Origin of the sequence: Mesorhizobium sp. M0018 (assembly GCF_040323955.1) — a bacterium.
GTDB lineage: Bacteria > Pseudomonadota > Alphaproteobacteria > Rhizobiales > Rhizobiaceae > Mesorhizobium.
The window spans coordinates 23,085-40,658 of sequence record NZ_JAMYVL010000036.1 but is presented as its reverse complement, the minus strand read 5'-3'; the positions used below and the strand labels follow the sequence as shown (position 1 = coordinate 40,658).

16 protein-coding genes and 5 pseudogenes are annotated in these 17,574 nt (G+C 61.0%); 16 read left to right on the top strand and 5 right to left on the bottom strand.

The annotated features are described in order from the left end of the window. Positions 1-124 (bottom strand): annotated as a pseudogene (locus NKJ81_RS30260) (glycosyltransferase family 4 protein); the annotation flags it as partial. A 758-nt stretch (positions 125-882) separates the two neighbouring features. On the opposite strand from NKJ81_RS30260, the gene NKJ81_RS30255 reads away from it, so the two are divergent. Beyond that, positions 883-1,008 carry a hypothetical protein gene (locus NKJ81_RS30255; protein WP_352474836.1) on the top strand — a complete coding sequence of 42 codons (126 nt, stop codon included), beginning with the start codon at positions 883-885 and terminating at the stop codon, positions 1,006-1,008. Positions 1,009-1,245: 237 nt separating this feature from the next. Here the strand turns inward: NKJ81_RS30255 and NKJ81_RS30250 are convergent, their stop codons facing one another. The 4 genes and pseudogenes from NKJ81_RS30250 to NKJ81_RS30235 all read right to left on the bottom strand — a co-directional run bounded on the left by NKJ81_RS30250 (position 1,246) and on the right by NKJ81_RS30235 (position 3,058). Continuing rightward, positions 1,246-1,455, bottom strand: coding sequence for a DUF3072 domain-containing protein (locus NKJ81_RS30250; RefSeq protein WP_352542697.1), 210 nt, complete (start codon positions 1,453-1,455; stop codon positions 1,246-1,248). 416 nt (positions 1,456-1,871) lie between these two features. Continuing rightward, a pseudogene (locus NKJ81_RS30245) lies at positions 1,872-2,099 on the bottom strand (helix-turn-helix domain-containing protein); the annotation flags it as partial. 330 nt (positions 2,100-2,429) lie between these two features. Then, positions 2,430-2,801 (bottom strand): annotated as a pseudogene (locus tag NKJ81_RS30240) (type II toxin-antitoxin system VapC family toxin). After that, positions 2,801-3,058: a type II toxin-antitoxin system VapB family antitoxin gene (locus NKJ81_RS30235; RefSeq protein ID WP_352474834.1), complete on the bottom strand. Its 258-nt coding sequence runs from the start codon at positions 3,056-3,058 to the stop codon at positions 2,801-2,803. Before NKJ81_RS30235 ends, NKJ81_RS30240 begins: the two are co-directional and overlap by 1 nt. A 258-nt stretch (positions 3,059-3,316) precedes the next feature. Between NKJ81_RS30235 and trbB the strand changes: the two genes are divergently transcribed. The 15 genes and pseudogenes from trbB (at position 3,317) to NKJ81_RS30160 (ending at position 17,559) form a co-directional block, all read left to right on the top strand. Next, positions 3,317-4,333: a P-type conjugative transfer ATPase TrbB gene (gene trbB, locus NKJ81_RS30230; protein WP_352542696.1), complete on the top strand. Its 1,017-nt coding sequence runs from the start codon at positions 3,317-3,319 to the stop codon at positions 4,331-4,333. Between the two features lie 74 nt (positions 4,334-4,407). Then, entirely contained in the window at positions 4,408-4,671 is a 264-nt protein-coding gene (locus NKJ81_RS30225) for a TrbC/VirB2 family type IV secretion system protein (protein ID WP_352474837.1), read from the top strand. Then, on the top strand, positions 4,671-4,934 hold the full coding sequence (locus NKJ81_RS30220; RefSeq protein ID WP_352474832.1) for a VirB3 family type IV secretion system protein: 264 nt from the start codon (positions 4,671-4,673) through the stop codon (positions 4,932-4,934). Before NKJ81_RS30225 ends, NKJ81_RS30220 begins: the two co-directional genes overlap by 1 nt. A gap of 11 nt (positions 4,935-4,945) precedes the next feature. Continuing rightward, complete coding sequence (gene trbE / locus NKJ81_RS30215; protein WP_352474830.1) at positions 4,946-7,453, top strand: conjugal transfer protein TrbE; 2,508 nt, start codon at positions 4,946-4,948, stop codon at positions 7,451-7,453. Then, the gene (gene trbJ, locus NKJ81_RS30210; protein WP_352542695.1) at positions 7,450-8,199 is read left to right on the top strand and encodes a P-type conjugative transfer protein TrbJ; all 750 of its coding nucleotides are present in this window, start codon (positions 7,450-7,452) and stop codon (positions 8,197-8,199) included. The genes trbE and trbJ overlap by 4 nt, the downstream gene beginning before the upstream one ends. A gap of 12 nt (positions 8,200-8,211) precedes the next feature. Next, entirely contained in the window at positions 8,212-8,580 is a 369-nt protein-coding gene (gene trbK-alt, locus NKJ81_RS30205) for a putative entry exclusion protein TrbK-alt (RefSeq protein WP_352474828.1), read from the top strand. Beyond that, complete coding sequence (gene trbL, locus NKJ81_RS30200) at positions 8,577-9,944, top strand: P-type conjugative transfer protein TrbL (RefSeq protein ID WP_352474827.1); 1,368 nt, start codon at positions 8,577-8,579, stop codon at positions 9,942-9,944. The genes trbK-alt and trbL overlap by 4 nt, the downstream gene beginning before the upstream one ends. Then, positions 9,944-10,630 carry a conjugal transfer protein TrbF gene (gene trbF, locus NKJ81_RS30195; protein WP_352474826.1) on the top strand — a complete coding sequence of 229 codons (687 nt, stop codon included), beginning with the start codon at positions 9,944-9,946 and terminating at the stop codon, positions 10,628-10,630. The genes trbL and trbF overlap by 1 nt, the downstream gene beginning before the upstream one ends. Further along, positions 10,630-11,690 (top strand): annotated as a pseudogene (gene trbG / locus NKJ81_RS30190) (P-type conjugative transfer protein TrbG). Before trbF ends, trbG begins: the two are co-directional and overlap by 1 nt. Further along, positions 11,687-12,901, top strand: coding sequence for a TraB/TrbI/VirB10 family type IV secretion system protein (locus tag NKJ81_RS30185; RefSeq protein ID WP_352542694.1), 1,215 nt, complete (start codon positions 11,687-11,689; stop codon positions 12,899-12,901). The pseudogene trbG and the gene NKJ81_RS30185 overlap by 4 nt, the downstream one beginning before the upstream one ends. Further along, positions 12,898-13,011, top strand: a pseudogene (locus NKJ81_RS30180) (DUF2274 domain-containing protein); the annotation flags it as partial. The gene NKJ81_RS30185 and the pseudogene NKJ81_RS30180, both read left to right, overlap by 4 nt. A 35-nt stretch (positions 13,012-13,046) precedes the next feature. Next, positions 13,047-13,334: a DUF2274 domain-containing protein gene (locus tag NKJ81_RS30175; RefSeq protein ID WP_352474823.1), complete on the top strand. Its 288-nt coding sequence runs from the start codon at positions 13,047-13,049 to the stop codon at positions 13,332-13,334. 306 nt (positions 13,335-13,640) lie between these two features. Beyond that, complete coding sequence (locus NKJ81_RS30170) at positions 13,641-14,402, top strand: Tll0287-like domain-containing protein (RefSeq protein WP_352474822.1); 762 nt, start codon at positions 13,641-13,643, stop codon at positions 14,400-14,402. After that, the gene (locus NKJ81_RS30165) at positions 14,399-17,191 is read left to right on the top strand and encodes an ATP-binding response regulator (protein WP_352542693.1); all 2,793 of its coding nucleotides are present in this window, start codon (positions 14,399-14,401) and stop codon (positions 17,189-17,191) included. The genes NKJ81_RS30170 and NKJ81_RS30165 overlap by 4 nt, the downstream gene beginning before the upstream one ends. After that, positions 17,188-17,559: a response regulator gene (locus tag NKJ81_RS30160; RefSeq protein WP_352542692.1), complete on the top strand. Its 372-nt coding sequence runs from the start codon at positions 17,188-17,190 to the stop codon at positions 17,557-17,559. Before NKJ81_RS30165 ends, NKJ81_RS30160 begins: the two co-directional genes overlap by 4 nt. The last annotated feature ends 15 nt before the right edge of the window (positions 17,560-17,574 follow it).

Sequence of the window (17,574 nt, the reverse complement as noted above, 5' to 3'; positions counted from 1 at the left end):
ACAGCGTCACCTCGTGGCCCTGTCGGACAAGTTCTTCGGTCAGATACGAAACAATTCGCTCGGTTCCACCGTAGGTTCGGGGCGGCACGGATTCGGTTAGCGGTGCGATCTGGGCTATTTTCATTTAGAAAATCTTTTCGGCGGCGATCGCCGTCTTTCAAACAAGCTTCGGCGGCAACCAAGACAAGCGAGAGCTTCCCGTTGCGAAGTATTCTCTGCAGAGCGTATTTATAGTTGTGCCGTCCGTGCTCCTCCCGTGCAATCAGGTTTCCCTTATTCAATTCCTCTGCATCCAGAACTGCGATCCCTGAGAAATGTTTCACCGGTCCCAGAAAAAGAATGGCGCTCCCGCCTCACATATGCCGCTACGGTTGACCAGGATCCGCGCAAGCTCCAACGTGAGAACTTCACGTTTTGTGCTCCGATTGGCACCGGGTCCTGACAGCATCGTGCTTTCGTTTGTTCTGTGGCTCCTCGACCGAGCAAGGACAGCGAGCCCGCGTCGCCGGAGGATAAGAACGACGCGGGCCGATCGGAGATATCCGATCTGGCAGCAAAAAAATGAGGGAAAGAGTTTGCTGCGTGGGCAGAACTTTTCCTGAGCGCCGGTGTTCCATCGCGTGAGGAAAAAAGCCCGCCGCACAGGTTGATGCGGCGGGTCGATCAAACGTGTTGCACCGAGCGGGGGGCTCGGGGTCGGGCATGCCCGGTGCGCGCGGACCACGCGAACTTTAGATGCACCAGCTGCGATGCGTCCACCAACCGACGGTTGGAGTTTCATTCCGAGAGCTGTCTCACAGTGCGAAGCGGGCAAGTAGTTTATCGGAACCCAGCCTTGGCACATCACGTTGCTCAGTCGCTGACCTTCAAAGGATGCATGCAATGGCGAAAGACATATCTCGCGAGGAAGAGCAACGCGGCACCGAAAAAGTCTTCTTCTGGGGCGCTGCAATCGCCCTTGTCCTTTTTGTGTCTCTGGTGACCATCGCCCTCATCGGAAGGTCCTGATCTGTTTCGACAGTAGGATTCGACCGGCGGGCGCGAGGTCTCGGTGGGTTCAGGGCGAATGCCGGGCTGTACCCTATGAGCCGCTCCCATCCGCCGTTTGTCCTCTCGATCGCCAGTCGAGCCACGATGCACTGAATTCAGAAAATTTCATTGCGCGGGTCACAACCTGCAGCAAAACTCTCCCAATCCAACCCGATCGGCTGTCCTTCGCTGGAGACGAAAAGCCACGGGCGGACGCTACAGGCCTAACTTTTCCCCGAGTGCATCAATGCGTTTAAAAGCTCCCGCCTTGCTAAGGCCGTCGGCATAGGCGTCAGGGTCGTCGGCCTGTTCGGCCAGAGTTTTCAGATATGAGGCTTGTGCGGGGGTCATCTCCGCTGACCCAATCTTCCGGGTCTTTTCCGAATTTGCCGATGCCTCGATTTTTGGGTTGTGCCGATCGCCCATGGTCAATCCCCCTTGATTGATCAGCTCAATGAGAAACGATCATGATTTGTTCCGCTACATTTGGTAGGCTTTCTCAGACCGTTTGCAGGGCTGCTCGTCACCGACCTGGTCAGTGTGTGGGATCGGCCGGAGTAACGTCGACGCTGGCCGGGACCCGGACAACACGTCGACTGCGGCTGGATGGTAGTTCCCGCGCGGACTGGCAGCCATATCCTGCTCTGGTCGCCAACGGCGCTGACAGAGCCTCCAGTCTCAAGTATCAATCTTTGCGGAAGGGAGACACTTGGCGTGCCTCACTCCACGGAACCAGCACGGGTTGCCCTTCGCGGATCGAGACCCCCGCCCAGCATTAGCGATGGCCTGCCGTTTTAGGCAGTTTGTCTCATCCCATCGGCGGACTTCGATATTGGCTTGGATCATGGAGATGCCTGCTCGCCGATCAGGCGGGCATATTCCGCCTCCGGCTGGCCATATGAGCTGTTTGCCAAGATGATGAGACCAGTTCGATCACGGACGATGACCTCGCCACGATTTGACCTGATCAGACCGCGGCCTTCCAGCATTTGAAGTGCCACGGTGACGCCCGGCCGTCGTACACCCAACATGACCGACAGGAATTCATGGGTAATCGGCAGCCGGTCGCCTATCTCGAGCATCTCACCTACGAAGCGAGCGAGCTTCGGGCCCTCCCCAGGGCTGTTTTCGACGAGGCCCATCATTTATTGGTGCAGCCAGCGTCGCGGCCGTGATGTCTGAGTTACAAGTTGGCCGGCTGGATTGGCCCTCAACTTCCAAACCATCCAAGACGCGGCCCAGCAGCACCAGATCGGAAGGACGAAAGACGCCAGCTTGCTCTGCTTTTGCACCAATTGGCATGACGCCCCTCGATGCAGGCCCAGCCGACAGGGCCGAAACTAATTGGGTGCTATTACAGGTTCAAGCTGGAGACAGCCGATGATCTTACAATCTCGTGCTCATGCCGGTTCGATATCCGTTTGGCAGAAGTCTTTGCCGATGAAAAGCAGCGGTTCGTCTGCACGCTTTGCCAAAGCATAGGAAATTCAGCGCCGCCGGTGGTGGCCCTTGCCGTAGGTCAGCCAACCCTGGGTCGCCAGATCAACCAATTCGGAGTCGACAGGAATGATGTCGGCCTCGACGTTGCGCAGCCAAAGATCGATCTCAGCCAACGCGTGTTCGCCGCGCCTGCTGACCAGCACCATGCGTGCCTCGAGCACGCAGCTTGCCGGGATCAGACGGATTGGGTCGGAGACCAGCGCTCGTTCCAGCCTTGCTGCCTCAGGCTCGCTCCGAAGGATCGCTACAACAGCTGAGGTATCGATCACCATCAGTTAGGGATTCCATGCTCGTCAAACCCGATGATCTCCTCGTCGCTGCGACAATCCAGTTCAGGCAATCGTGCCACTCTTTCTCGGATGGCGCGCAATTCTGCCAGCAGACGCTCCTGAGCGGTCTCTCCAAAGCCCAAGCGGTGCAAGCGCTCGCTAAGGGCCTGATGAATGGCTGCTGTCTTACTGATACCCTGGCGGCGTGCGAGTTCATCGGCGAGAGCAACGGTGGCTGGATTTTTGATGTTCAGGGACACGAGAAACTCCAAAAATCTACCTTTCTGGCAATTTCTACCACAATTCTCTAGCTCTTCAACATACCTGCTAGCCTTCGCCCACACCCGCGCCGGATTGACCACCACAATCGCCAGGCGGTCGCGGCACCGCATTTCGCAAGTCTCTGCACGTCATGCCACGATCGCCGGTTTTGCTTGTTGCAAGGCCGGCGCTCCTGCCTTTTCTAATGATCCCCGACCGCGGCAAGAACCAGTTCGTGGCGAGAAACGGGGACCCGCATGGCGACCAACTATCATGCCAGTAAGGGAGCGGTATCGCGCGGCGCGCGCATGCTGCGCACCGCCCTCGGCCCGGCGGTCGCAGGCTTCCTTGACGATCCAGCCATTGTCGAGGTGATGCTCAATCCCGACGGTCGCCTGTGGGTTGACCGTCTCAGCGAAGGACTCGCTGCAAGCAATGAAACACTGATCGCGGCAGACGGCGAACGGATCGTCAGGCTGGTCGCGCACCATGTCGGTGCGGAGGTGCATTCGGGCTCGCCGCGCGTTTCGGCTGAACTGCCTGGGACCGGTGAACGGTTCGAGGGCCTTTTGCCGCCTGTCGTCACGGCACCAACATTCGCCATCCGCAAGCCGGCAGTCGCGGTGTTTACGCTTCAAGACTATGTCGCTGCCGGCATCATGACCGAAGGCCAGGCTGACGTCCTGCAGCTTGCCGTGGAGACACGCAAGAACGTGCTGGTGGCCGGCGGTACATCGACGGGCAAGACCACGCTGGTCAACGCGCTTTTGGCGGAGGTGGCTAAAACCGCCGAGCGCGTCGTGCTGATCGAGGACACACGCGAGTTGCAGTGCGCTGCGCCCAATCTTGTAGCGCTGCGCACAAAGGATGGTGTCGCCTCGCTGTCCGATCTGGTGAAGTCATCATTGCGGCTTCGGCCCGACCGCATCCCGATAGGCGAGGTACGGGGCGCCGAAGCGCTCGATTTGCTGAAGGCCTGGGGCACCGGCCATCCCGGCGGCATCGGCACCATTCACGCCAATTCTGCCATTGGCGCACTGCAGCGACTGGAACAGCTCGTACAGGAGGCCGTCGTCACGGTCCCGCGCGCGCTGATAGCCGAAACCATAGACCTCGTCGCCGTCCTCGCCGGCCGCGGTTCCGCGCGCCGGCTCGTCGAAATCGCCTTGGTCGACGGGCTCGATCCGGCCACCGGTGACTACCGCACCCTGGAAGCAAATCTCGAGACCACAATGACCGTGAATCACCACTCGCCCTTTGGAGCTTCAAAATGACCCCGATCCGCTTCACTTCATCGGCTGTCCGCAAACTTGCCGTGGAGCTGTCGTATGCGACGACCGCCGCGATCATGACGATTGCGCCCGCCCATGCTGCCGGTTCCTCCATGCCCTGGGAGGAGCCCCTTCAGCAAATTCTCGAATCGATTGAGGGGCCAGTCGCCAAGATCGTGGCGGTGATCATCATCATCGTCACCGGCTTGTCGCTCGCTTTCGGCGACACATCGGGCGGATTTCGCCGGCTGATCCAGATCGTCTTCGGCCTGTCGATCGCTTTCGCGGCAAGTTCGTTCTTCCTGTCTTTTTTCTCCTTCGGCGGCGGAGCGCTGATCTGATGGAGGAGGAAGTCCGCGGCTTTTTCGCGCCGGTGCATCGCGCACTCACCGAACCGATCCTGCTCGGCGGCGCGCCGCGTGCGGTTGCCATCGCCAACGGTACGCTGGCCGGCGCGGTCGGATTAGGACTTCGCTTGTGGGTCGCAGGGCTCATCATCTGGTTGGTCGGACATCTCGTGGCCGTCTGGGCGGCAAAGCGCGATGCGCAGTTCGTCGATGTGGCACGCCGGCACCTTCGCTATCCCTCGCACTTCGGCTGTTGAGGTCCTTCATCATGATGAACCTCGCGGAATACCGAAAGAAGAGTGCCAGCCTCGTCGATTATCTGCCTTGGGCCGCCCTGGTGGCGCCGGGCGTGGTGCTCAACAAGGACGGCAGCTTTCAAAGGACAGTGCGTTTTCGCGGGCCGGACCTGGACTCCGCCACGCCGGCGGAGCTGGTCGGCACGACCGCGCGGCTCAACGGCGCGCTACGCCGGCTCGGCTCCGGCTGGGCAATTTTTGTCGAAGCGCAGCGCAATCCTGCCAGCGGCTACCCAGACAGCCGGTTCCCGGATTGCGCATCGGCACTTCTCGACATCGAGCGTCGCGAACAGTTCGAAGCCTCCGGTGTGCTGTTTGAAAGCAGCTACTTTCTCACATTCGTGTGGCTGCCTCCGGCTGAGGAAGCGTCGCGAATGGAGAGCTGGCTCTATGAAGGCCGGGAAAAGACGGGCGTCGATCCTTGGGAACTCCTGAAGATTTTTGTCGATCGCACCGATCGCGCGCTCAACCTCATCGGGGGCTTCGTTCCCGAAGCTGACTGGCTCGATGACGGGGAGACGCTGAGTTACCTGCACTCAACCATTTCGACCAAGCGGCATCGCGTTCGCGTGCCAGAAACGCCGATGCATCTCGACGCACTGCTTGTCGATCAGCCGTTGGCCGGCGGACTCGATCCGAGGCTTGGCGATGCGCATCTGCGCACACTCACTATCATCGGGTTTCCGACGATGACCTTCCCGGGGATTCTCGACGATCTTAATCGGCTTGCCTTCCCTTACCGCTGGTCAACGCGGGCGATCATGCTGGACAAGACCGAGGCGACCAAGTTGGTGACCAAGATACGCCGTCAGTGGTTCGCGAAACGGAAATCCGTTGCCGCGATCCTCAAGGAGGTGATGACCAACGAGGCGTCTGTTCTCGTCGACTCGGACGCGGCCAACAAGGCGGCCGATGCGGACGCGGCGCTCCAGGACCTGGGCTCTGATCAGATCGGCGAAGCCTATGTCACCGCCACCATGACGGTCTGGGATGTTGATCCATCGATTGCCGACGAAAAACTGCGTCTAGTCGAAAAGATCGTTCAGGGCAGAGACTTCACCTGCATCGCCGAGGGCGTCAACGCTGTCGAAGCTTGGCTGGGCGGCATCCCCGGCCATGTCTATGCCAATGTTCGCCAGCCGCCGCTTTCCACGCTCAACCTTGCGCACGCGATTCCCCTCTCCGCGGTCTGGGCAGGTCCGACCGAGGACGAGCATCTTGGAGCGCCGCCGCTGTTCTTCGCCAGGACGGAGGGCGCCACTCCGTTCCGGTTCAGCCTGCATGTTGGAGACGTCGGCCACACCCTTGTCATCGGCCCGACGGGCGCCGGCAAGTCGGTCCTGTTGGCGCTGATCGCGCTGCAGTTCCGGCGTTACGAGAACAGCCAGGTCTTTGCCTTCGATTTCGGTGGCTCAATCCGCGCTGCCACGCTCGCCATGAATGGTGATTGGCACAGTCTCGGAAGCAATGCTGAAAGCGGACAGGGCTCTGACAATCCGTTGCCCTCGCTCACCTTGGCCGATCTGTCGGACGACGTTCAGGCCGTGTCGCTGCAGCCGCTTGCCCATATCCATCATACGCCAGAGCGGGCCTGGGCGGCCGCCTGGCTCTTCGACATTCTTCTGCGGGAAGGCGTGGTCATCACGCCGCAGGTGAAGGAACATCTATGGTCGGCGCTGACGTCGCTGGCTTCTGCGCCAATCCAGGAGAGGACATTAACTGGCCTATCCGTGCTGCTGCAGTCCTCGCCGCTGAAACAGGCGCTTGGTCCCTATTGCATCGGCGGCGCTTTTGGCCGGCTGCTTGATGCCGAGCATGAGCGACTCGGCGAAGCCACCGTCCAGGCGTTCGAAACCGAGGGCCTGATTGGCACGGGTGCTGCTCCCGCGGTGCTTGCCTACCTTTTCCACCGCATCGAGCAGAGGATGGATGGACGGCCGACGCTGCTGCTCATTGACGAGGGCTGGCTGGCGCTCGACGATGGCGGTTTCGCCGACCAGTTGCGCGAATGGCTGAAGACGCTGAGAAAGAAGAACGCCAGCGTAGTCTTCGCCACGCAGTCGCTTTCCGACATCGACGGATCGCCAATCGCGCCGGCAATAGTAGAAAGCTGCCCGACGCGGCTGTTCTTGCCCAACGAGCGCGCCATCGAGCCGCAGATCACCGAGATCTACCGACGCTTTGGTCTCAACGATCGCCAGATCGAGATCATCGCCCGGGCGATACCGAAGCGCGACTATTACTGTCAAAGCCGCCGCGGCAATCGTCTGTTCGAACTAGGGCTCGGTCCAATCGCGCTGGCGCTCTGCGCCACATCGTCCAAATCCGACCAGGCCGCGATCGGCCGGATCGTCGCCGAGGCCGGCCGAGACCATTTCCTCGAGGCCTGGCTAGCGGAGCGCAGTCTGTCCTGGGCGGCCGACCTCATCCCAGGTCTCACCAACTTGATCAACCAGTCCACCGAGGAGATTTCGTCATGAATTCCGTTCTTGCAGGTCGCCGTATCCGTCGCGTGGCGGCAGCCGGCGCCATCGCCGTGGCCACGGCGCTGTCATCGGCACCAGCATCAGCGCTGATCGTGTTCGATCCCAGGAATTACGCCGAAAACCTGCTTTCGGCATCGCGCGCCCTGGAGCAGATCCACAACCAGATCACCTCGCTTCAGAACGAAGCGCAGATGCTGATCAACCAGGCGAAGAATCTCACTTCGCTGCCGACCTCGCTGCTGGGCCAGATCGAGGCCAATTTTGCCGAGATGAAGAGCCTGCTCGGCGAGGCCGACAAGCTGGCCTATAGCGTCCAGGAGGTCGAGAGCCAGTTTACCTCCGCTTACGAGAATTTCGGTTCGAATCTCTCCAGCCAGCAGCTTGTCGACGGCGCGCGTCAACGCTGGCAGACCTCGGTGTCGGCCTTCGAGCATTCGCTGAAGGCGGGCGCCGTCGCGGTCGACAACATCGCCGCGACACAAGAGCAGACGAGTGCGCTGGTCGGTGCCAGCCAGTCCGCCGTCGGCTTGCTTCAGGCGACGCAGGCCGGCAACCAGCTCCTCGCGGTCCAAGCCAAGCAAGTTGCCGACCTCACTGCGATGCTGGCCGCACAAGGACGAGCCGAAGCCCTTGAGCAGGCGAGGCGGGCGGCCGCGCAGGAGCAGGCACGGGAACAGTTCAGCCGTTTTATGACGGGCAGCAGCTACAGCGCGTCATCTGTAAAAATGTTCCACGACTGAGGCAAAGACCGCATGGATCTCAAGATCGCCGCCCGGATAACAGCCGTTCTTGCCCTTGGCGCCGCCATGACCGCCGCCTCCATGGCGCTGCGCGGCGGCGGCTCGCAGAACGCGTCCTCCCCGCGCTCTGCATATCCGGGCGGCGAGCCGGCTGGGGTCGAGCTTGCCCGATGCCGGGACATTGGCATGGCGGCGATTGATGACGACGCCTGCAGGAAAGCCTGGGCGGAAAGCCGCCGACGCTTCCTGCAACCATCCCGCCCCATCGCGCCAAACGCGGGTCCGTGGATCGAGAAGGACCAGAGCCGAATGCTGCCGCTCCAACCGCCAACTCCGCCTAGCGCGGAAGACCGGCTCCATCCGGAAACGGTGGCGCCATGAACGACACCGGCGTGATCGATCGCTTCCTGGAGACGTTTACCCGCTATATCGATTCCGGCTTTGGTCTGCTCGGTGGGGAAGTTGCGTTTCTTACTTCGACCCTCATTGTCATGGACATCACACTGGCCGGCCTGTTCTGGGCATGGGGTGCTGATGAGGACGTCCTGCACCGGCTAGTGAAGAAGACCCTCTATATCGGCTTCTTTGCCTTCATCATCGGCAACTTCAATCGTCTGGCCGGCATCGTCTTCGAGAGCTTTTCCGGGCTCGGCCTGAAGGCTGGAGGCTCGGCACTTTCAGGCTCGGCATTGCTGCAGCCGGGCCGCGTTGCACAAGTCGGCATCGATGCCGGCAATCCGATCCTCGAGGCCGCCAGCCAACTGATGGGCTACGTCTCGTTCTTCGAGAATTTCGTCCAGATCGTAGTGCTGATGATCGCCTGGGCGATAGTACTGATTGCGTTCTTTCTTCTGGCCGTCCAGATCTTCGTCACGCTGGTCGAATTCAAGCTGACGACGCTTGCCGGGTTTGTGCTGCTCCCCTTTGCGCTGTTCAACCGGACCGCCTTTCTTGCCGAAAAAGTGCTCGGCAACATCGTTGCCTCCGGCGTGAAGATCCTGGTCCTTGCCGTCATCGTCGGCATCGGCTCGGGGCTGTTCGCCGAGTTCACCCGAGGCTTCGGCGCGGAACAGCCCACAATCACGGATGCGCTGTCGCTTGTCCTGGGCGCCCTGTCGCTGATGGGGCTGTCGATCTTCGGTCCAAGCATTGCGACGGGGCTGGTCTCTGGTGCCCCCCAACTTGGCGCAGGTGCCGCTGTTGGCACGAGCCTCGTCGCTGGCGGCCTTGGCGCGGCCGGCGCTATGGGTGCTCGCACCGGATTGAGCGGCGCAGCAGGCGCACTCAATGCCGGGGTGCGTATGTCGGCAGCGGCCGCACGCGGTGGCGCACACCTGGCCGGCAGCACTTCGGCCGCCTGGGAGCTTGGCGCAGCGACATCTGGACGAGGTGGTGCAGGCTCGGTCGCCGCCGGCGTGGCAGGTGTCGCCAGGGCCGGTGCCAGCGCTGCCGTTCGACCGGTGAAGCAGGCCATGTCGCGCGCTGCGACGGCGTTGTCCGACAGCTATGAGGCCGGCCGCTTTGCGGCTTGGACTGCGACGAGTGGAGAGCGATCGTCGGGCACGGCCTCCTCCGGCGACTGGCCGTCCACCGGGGCCAGTGCCGACTCTCCGCCAGCATGGGCAAAACGCATGAAACGCAGCCAGGCCATGAGCCATGGCGCCAGCATCGCCGCCCATTCGGTCCACTCGAGCAATGATGGCGGCGGCTCGATGAATGTTTCCCTCGATCAGGACGACCGCTGATGACACCCTTTAGACGCCCTTTTGTTCGTTACTCAAAAACGCCTCACCCTGAGACGCCATATCAGCGCGCAGCCCAGATTTGGGACGAGCGCATCGGCTCGGCTCGCGTCCAGGCGAAGAACTGGCGGCTGATGGCCTTCGGCTCTCTCGTCTTGGCCGGCGGTTTTGCATCCGCATTGGTCTGGCAGTCGACGCGCGGCTCAGTGGTTCCCTGGGTGGTGGAAGTCGGCAAGTTCGGCGAAGCGCAAGTTGTCGCTCCGGCCGTTGCCGACTATCGGCCGACCGATCCGCAGATCGCCTGGCATCTGGCCCGCTTCATCGAACAGGTTAGAAGCATTCCGGCCGACCCGGTCATCGTCCGCCAAAACTGGCTGCGCGCCTACGACTACACCACAGACCGCGGCGCCATTTCCCTCAATGATTACGCCCGGTTGAACGACCCTTTTGCCAAATTGGGCAAACTCCAGATCGCCATCGAGGTTTCCAGCGTCATCCGTGCTACGCCCGATTCCTTTCGCGTCGCCTGGATCGAGCGCCGTTACGAGAATGGCAACCTGGCCGGCACGGAGCGCTGGACCGCAATCCTCACAATCGTGATTCAGCAACCCCGCGACGCTGACCGGCTCAAAGCCAATCCGCTTGGCGTCTATGTCAACGCCATCAGCTGGTCGAAGGAGTTTTCATGATGGGTGCAGCACCAACAAGAACATCGGCGAGACCGGCCAAGCGCAATGCGCCCAAGGCACGTAGGCTTGCCCTGACACTGCTGTCGGCAACGGCGCTCGCCGGCTGTGCATCGAAGAAACACATTCCGCCGGAAATCGCCTACGACGATGCGGTGCCTGCGGTGCGCAGGGTCGAGCCGCCTGGTCCGGTCAAAGTGGTGGAAGTGCCGAAACCGCTTCCGCTGCCTGGTCAGTTGAAACCAGTCGACGCTACGAAGGTGAAGCCGGAGCCGACCGATCCGAAGCAGCGTATCAGCCAGGCGAACGAGGCAGCAAGGATGCAGCCGGTTCGCGACGGGTTCGTCAATGCCATCCAGCTCTATCCCTGGAGTGAGGGCGCGCTCTACCAGATCTATGCCGCGCCCGGCCAGGTCACCGACATCGCCTTGCAGCCCGGCGAGCAGCTTGTCGGCTCCGGGCCTGTGGCCGCCGGCGACACGTGCGCTGGATCATCGGCGATACGCAAAGTGGGGCAGGGGAGCGCCAGCAGGTCCATATTCTTGTGAAGCCGACACGGCCGGATCTGCAGACCAATCTCGTCATCAACAGCGACCGCCGCACCTATCATCTCGAGCTGCGCTCGACCGAAAAGACCTACATGGCTTCGGTCTCCTGGCAGTACCCGCAGGACCAGCTGATTGCGCTGCGGCGCCAGAACGCGCAGGCTTCCGCCGCACAGCCGGTCGCGTCCGGCGTCGACATCCAGAAACTGAATTTCCGCTATCGCATCGAAGGCGACATGGCGCCCTGGCGGCCGCTTCGCGCCTTCGATGACGGTGCAAAAGTCTACATCGAGTTCCCGTCTGGCATAGGGCAAGGTGAAATGCCGCCACTCTTTGTCATCGGCCCATCGGGCGGCTCGGAGCTGGTCAACTACCGTGCTCGCCAGAACTACTACGTCGTTGATCGGCTGTTTGCCGCCGCTGAATTGAGGCTCGGCGACAAAACAAGCGAAAAGCGCGTCCGCATCGTGCGTACGGACGGCAAACGAACCTCGCCCAGCACGAGGCTGTTCCGATGAGCGACCCTGCAAATGCACCCAACCAGGACATTCGAGCGGAACTGCGCCTTCGGCCCGAACCGGCCAGGGTCACGCGACTGTCGCGCAAGGTGCTGATAGGCGTTGGTGGAGTTGCCAGCGCTGCGATCCTCGGCACGTTGATTTGGGCGCTCGACACCAGACAGCGCGGAACCGAACAGCCGTCCGAGCTCTTCACCACCGAAAACCGCTCAACGGCCGACGGGCTACAGAAGCTGCCGAAGGACTATGCCGGTGTTCCGCAACTCGGCCCCGCGCTGCCTGGCGATTTGGGCCGGCCGATCTTGCGCGCGCAGGAGCGCGGCCAGCCGATTGGGGCGTCCAACGTCAGTGGCCCGCGCGCCGATCCGGAGGAGCAGCGCCGACTGGCCGAGATCGAGGCCGCACGCGTGGCGAAGCTCTTCACCGATACGAACACGAGACCTGGTCCCACACGACAGGATGCTGGCAGCAGGGTCATAGGACCGGACACCCAATCTGGTCTGACTCCGCCGCTTGGGCCGCCACCGATCGATCCTGGCGCCGCGCAAAACGTGCAGGATCGCAAGCTGGCCTTCGTCAATGCCGAGCCAGACCGTCGCACAGTCAGCCCCAATCGGCTCGCCGAGAAGGCCTCGCCCTACGTGGTGCAAGCCGGCAGCGTCATTCCAGCTGCCCTTATCACCGGCATCCGCTCCGACCTGCCCGGCGAGATCACCGCTCAGGTCACGGAAAATGTCTACGACAGCCCAACCGGCTCATACCTTCTGATCCCGCAGGGTGCGCGGCTGATCGGCCAGTATGACAGCCAGGTCGCGTTCGGTCAGTCGCGCCTGCTGCTGGTCTGGAACCGGCTGATCATGCCCGATGGCACATCGATCGTGCTGGAGCGCCAGCAGGGCGCAGACACGCAAGGGTTTTCTGGCCTTGAAGACGAAGTTGACCATCATTGGGGCCAGATGTTCCGGGCCGCAGCGCTCTCGACATTGCTGGGCATTGGGACATCGCTCGGGTCCAGCGACGACGAAAGCGAAATCGCCAAGGCCATCCGCGAAAGCGCGCAGGACTCGGCCTCCGATATTGGCCAGCAGATCGTGCGCAATCAGCTCAACGTGCAGCCGACGCTCACGGTGCGGCCCGGGTTTCCGGTTCGCGTGATTGTCAATCGCGACCTTGTTCTTGTGCCTTACGGCAAGTCAAAGGGTCCGTCATGACCAAGCTGAAACGCTCCGCCATTCCCGATAACCGTCCGGTCAAGATCACCGTCGAACTGCCTGCCGCCGTTCGTCGCGACCTCGTCGCCTACGCAGATTATCTGAACAGGCAACATGTCTTTGTCTCACAAGCAGGAGGTGAACAATGCCAGATCTGAGGCTCGGTCGGCTGCCGAAGGTTGGCGTCGTCCGCATGACCATCATCCTGCCGGAGCCTCTCAAGGAGGAACTCGATCAGTACGCAGCCGAGCACAGCCGGCTCTATGAACCCGTGGACACCGCTGCCCTGATTCCGCACATGCTGGAGGCCTTCGTCGGTTCGGATCGCGGTTGGCGCAGTCGTAAGGCGAAGGCCGGCCGTGCCCGCCAAAGAGGGGCGTCTCCGGCCAGCAGCACGACGCGAAGCGGTGCTGAAGGTGATGGCTCCGCCTGAAGCTGTCCCAGTGGCTTTACCCTAAGCGGAATGCCGGTTCCGACCCTAAGCGGAAGCTCGCTTGCTCCGGGCCAATTCACGGCCATCACCCGAAGCCGTCATCCAGTTGGTCGAGGCTGTGGGTTGGCAATGGGGTGGCGATGGGGTGGTAAGGGACGTTCGGCGGAGATGGGTTACACGCCAGGGACGCTTCGGAACAGACGGCGAATATTCGTTCCCTCCTTCCCTGAGCTTCGAAGTTTGTCGCTGCCTCCCCGGCTTTTATCGTGCTATGCTGTTAGTGGCCTTCCTGGAAGGGAAACGGAAATGTCCGGCATGTCAGCGTTGACGCGGACTTTCATTGCCGCTGTTCTTGTCGGCTGCGCGCTCGTCGTGTCGTCTGCCATCGGAGCGGGAGTTACCGAGGATGTCGCGACGGGAACGCGACTCGCGGAATTGCTCCGTGCGGGGCGACGTATCATATCGAACTACCAGACGCTCATCAATGATCCTGCTGTTGGCGACAAGCACCTCGACGGTGAGCGCATTACGAGAGAGGCCATCGCCGAATACTCAAAACACATCGGCAACGACCCGCTTTCCGGCGAATTGACCGAGCGCGACCGGCGTCTGCTTGAAGTCCAGATTGAGGCGATGCGAGAGGTGGTGGACGAACAGCAAGATAACATCAACCGCGCGGGAATCGCTTTCAAGGGCTTCGTGCCAGCCGTGTTTGCGCGTCTGATGAATGACAAGTTCGTCGCCAAGGCCGGCAACGAAGCTCGGGTGCGCGTGACTGCGCCAGAGCAACTCGTGCGCAACCGCAAATCGCTTCCGGACGCCTGGGAAGCACAGATCATCGAAAAGGTCTTGGTGGATCCGCAGAGAGCGAAGGGAGAAGCCTACACGGACGTCACAGAGGCGGATGGACGCCCGGCATTTCGAATGCTGCTGCCCGAATACTATACCGGCTCGTGTCTTTCCTGTCACGGCGAGCCGAAGGGCGAGATCGACGTGACAGGATATCCAAAGGAGGGCGGCAAAGCGGGCGATCTGGGAGGCGCGATCAGCATCGTCTTGTTCAAATGAGCGCTTTGGAACAATCACCGCACCAAGTGGAAGCCGTATCGGCGCCGGCGAGGCCACTTGCGCGTAGCTTCGCCAATCTACCGATTTCGGCCCGCATAGCTGCGCTGACAGCGGCCGGCCTTGTCAGCCTCATCGTATCGTCCATCTTTCTCACCCAGGCACTTTATCGCAGTGCAGATCGAACCGCGGAGACCAAGGCATTTTTCGACGTCGCGTCCACTGCGGCTGCGGCCCACGTAACATTCGGCGAATTGCGATACTGGCTGACTGATTTGTCGGTTAGCTTGTTGATGAATTCTCAGCGCAATGCCGAGCAGGCGCGCGAGCGACTGCTGGCACATCTGGACCGCCTTTCGAAATCATCACCGGATGCGGTCAGGGAAATCCGCGTTGAGATCGATGCCTATGTCAAAACGGCGTTACGAGCGGCAGACAGCTATACTCAAGACAACCGCATCATCGGCAACACTCTCCTCGCCGAGGCGCGCACCCACAGCGCAAATGTGGATGCCGCGCTTAACAAACTCGTCGAACGAGCGAGCGCCGAGGCAGAAGCCGCTCGCAACGAGGTCGTAACGGAAACCCAGAAAACGGCGACGACCGCTGCCGTGCTGGTGGCCATCGTGGTGATGATCGGGTCGCTTCTCACCATCCTTGTTCTTCGCTCGATCGTCGGCCCGTTGCGGCGCTTGAACCGGGTGATCGGAAATCTGACGGAAGGACGCTACGACGTCGAAATACAGGCAGAGGGAGGCGACGAGCTCGGCGCGATGGCGCGGACGCTTCGGCTTTTCCGGGCGAGCGCAATTGAAAAGCAAAGACTGGAAGATGAGGCGGAGCGGCAAAGACGGACGATCGCAGCGGCACTCGAGGCGATTTCTGACGGATTTGTCCTGTTCGATTCGGAGGACAAGGTCCTTCTTGCCAACAGCAAATACTGCGAAATCTTTCCCGGCAATGAGCGAGCTACTCTTCCTGGGCAAAGCCTTCAGGATATTCTGAAAGGACGCTTGGCGAGCGGGCACGTCGACCTTGAGGGCGCGTCGCCGGAGGAATGGATTGCGGAGAGGCTGCGCATCCAGAAGGATCCGGCAGGCTTCGTCCACGAGGGTCGCTTCGGAGAACGCTGGGTCCGCGTCAGCAAACGAAAGACCCCTGACGGCGGGACCGTCGCCGTTTACACCGACATCACGGAACTGAAGCAGAGAGAGGTCGAACTCGAGCGGGCCAAGAGCCATGCTGAAGCGGCAAATGAGGCCAAGAGCAGCTTCCTCGCGTCCATGAGCCACGAGCTACGCACTCCATTGAACGCGATCATTGGCTACAGCGAGATGCTGATCGAAGAGGCGAGTGACGAGCAAATGAACGAGTTCGTCCCAGATGTGGAAAAGATCGCAGGGGCCGGTCGCCATCTCCTCGCGCTCATCAACGACATCCTCGATCTGTCGAAGATCGAGGCAAATAAGATGGAAAATTTCCTGGAGACTTTCGACGTCGCCGACTTGTTGCGCGATGTCCAGGCCACAGTAGCGCCACTGATGGCGAAAAACAGAAACAGTTTCGTGCTGGACCTCGCGGGAGACCTTGGGAAAATGCATTCGGACCAGACGAAGTTGCGTCATAACCTCTTCAATCTACTCAGTAACGCGGCCAAGTTCACCGAAGTGGGCCGTGTAACGCTGGCGGTTCGACGCAACAGGACATCGGATGGCGACTGGCTAATATTCGTAGTGTCTGACACCGGGATCGGGATGACGCCAGAGCAACAAGAACGGCTCTTTGACGCTTTTACGCAGGCAGACGCGTCCACCACTCGCAACTATGGCGGAACGGGATTGGGCCTTAGCATAACCCGGAGTTTCTGCCGAATGATCGGAGGCGTTGTAACGGTCAAGAGCGAGTTCGGAAAAGGCTCGACCTTCACAATGGAGATTCCAGCCGAGTGCAACGAGGAATCTAGCGAGCAGCGACTCGCCGAACCGCTGTCGTCCAGGGCGTCGGACAAGGCGGTGCTGATCATCGATGACGAGCCTGCCGCCCGAACCCTTATCGCCAGGGCCTTGGCAGAAGCGGGACTGGCGTCGATCGAAGCAGCAAGCGGCGAGGAAGGAATAGCCGCTGCGCGAGCGCATCGCCCTGTCGCAATCGTTCTCGACATTATCATGCCGCATCAGGACGGCTGGTCAGTGCTGCGCTCGCTGAAGAGCGACAAGGAGCTCTGCGAGATTCCAGTAATCCTTGCGACGATACTTGCAGATCGCGAACTCGGCCTCTCACTCGGTGCGGTCGAATACCTAACGAAGCCGATCGACACGCGGAAGCTTGTTCGAACGATAGAGGCTTGCGGCAGTGGCAACCGCGATGTGCTTGTTATTGATGACGATCAAGCCTCGCGCGATTTCCTTCGGCGTATTCTGGTCAAGAAGGATTGGCGGGTTCACGAGGCAAGCGATGGCCTGCGCGGCCTCAAGCTGATGAAGCGGTTGTTGCCGCGTCTGGTCCTGCTTGATCTGCTGATGCCCGAAATGGACGGATTCGAGACCTTGAATGAGATGCAGCAGGTGCCCGAGCTGCAGAACATTCCGGTCGTCGTCGTGACTTCCAAGGATTTGTCGGCGGACGAGCTCAAATGGCTTCGCGACAGGGCGGTCGCGGTTGTGACCAAGGGCGCAAACAGTCGGTCTCAGTTGGTCGAGGCCCTCGAGCGCCAGATATTCCCACTTGGATCGACAGGTGCCAGCATTGCCGATCCCGGAACCGCCCCCATGGCTGAAGGAAGCCGAGGATGACGAGGATCCTTCTCGTAGAAGACAACGAATTGAATCGCGACATGCTCTCGCGGCGGTTGTCGCGGCGTGGGTTCGAAGTCCTGATTGCGGAAAACGGACAGTCGGGCGTGGAACTCACCGTTTCGGAAAGGCCGGATCTCATCCTCATGGATATGAGCTTGCCGGTCATGGACGGGTGGGAGGCGACCCGGCGGATCAAGGCTGATCCGGCCACCTCCGGGATCCCGATCATTGCGCTTTCTGCGCACGCGATGGCCAGCGATCGCGAAATGGCGCTCGAGGCCGGCTGCGATGACTACGATAGCAAGCCGGTGGACCTGTCGCGACTTGTCCAGAAAATTGAACAATTGCTCGCCGGGGATCGATGAGGCCCAGGCCGACGG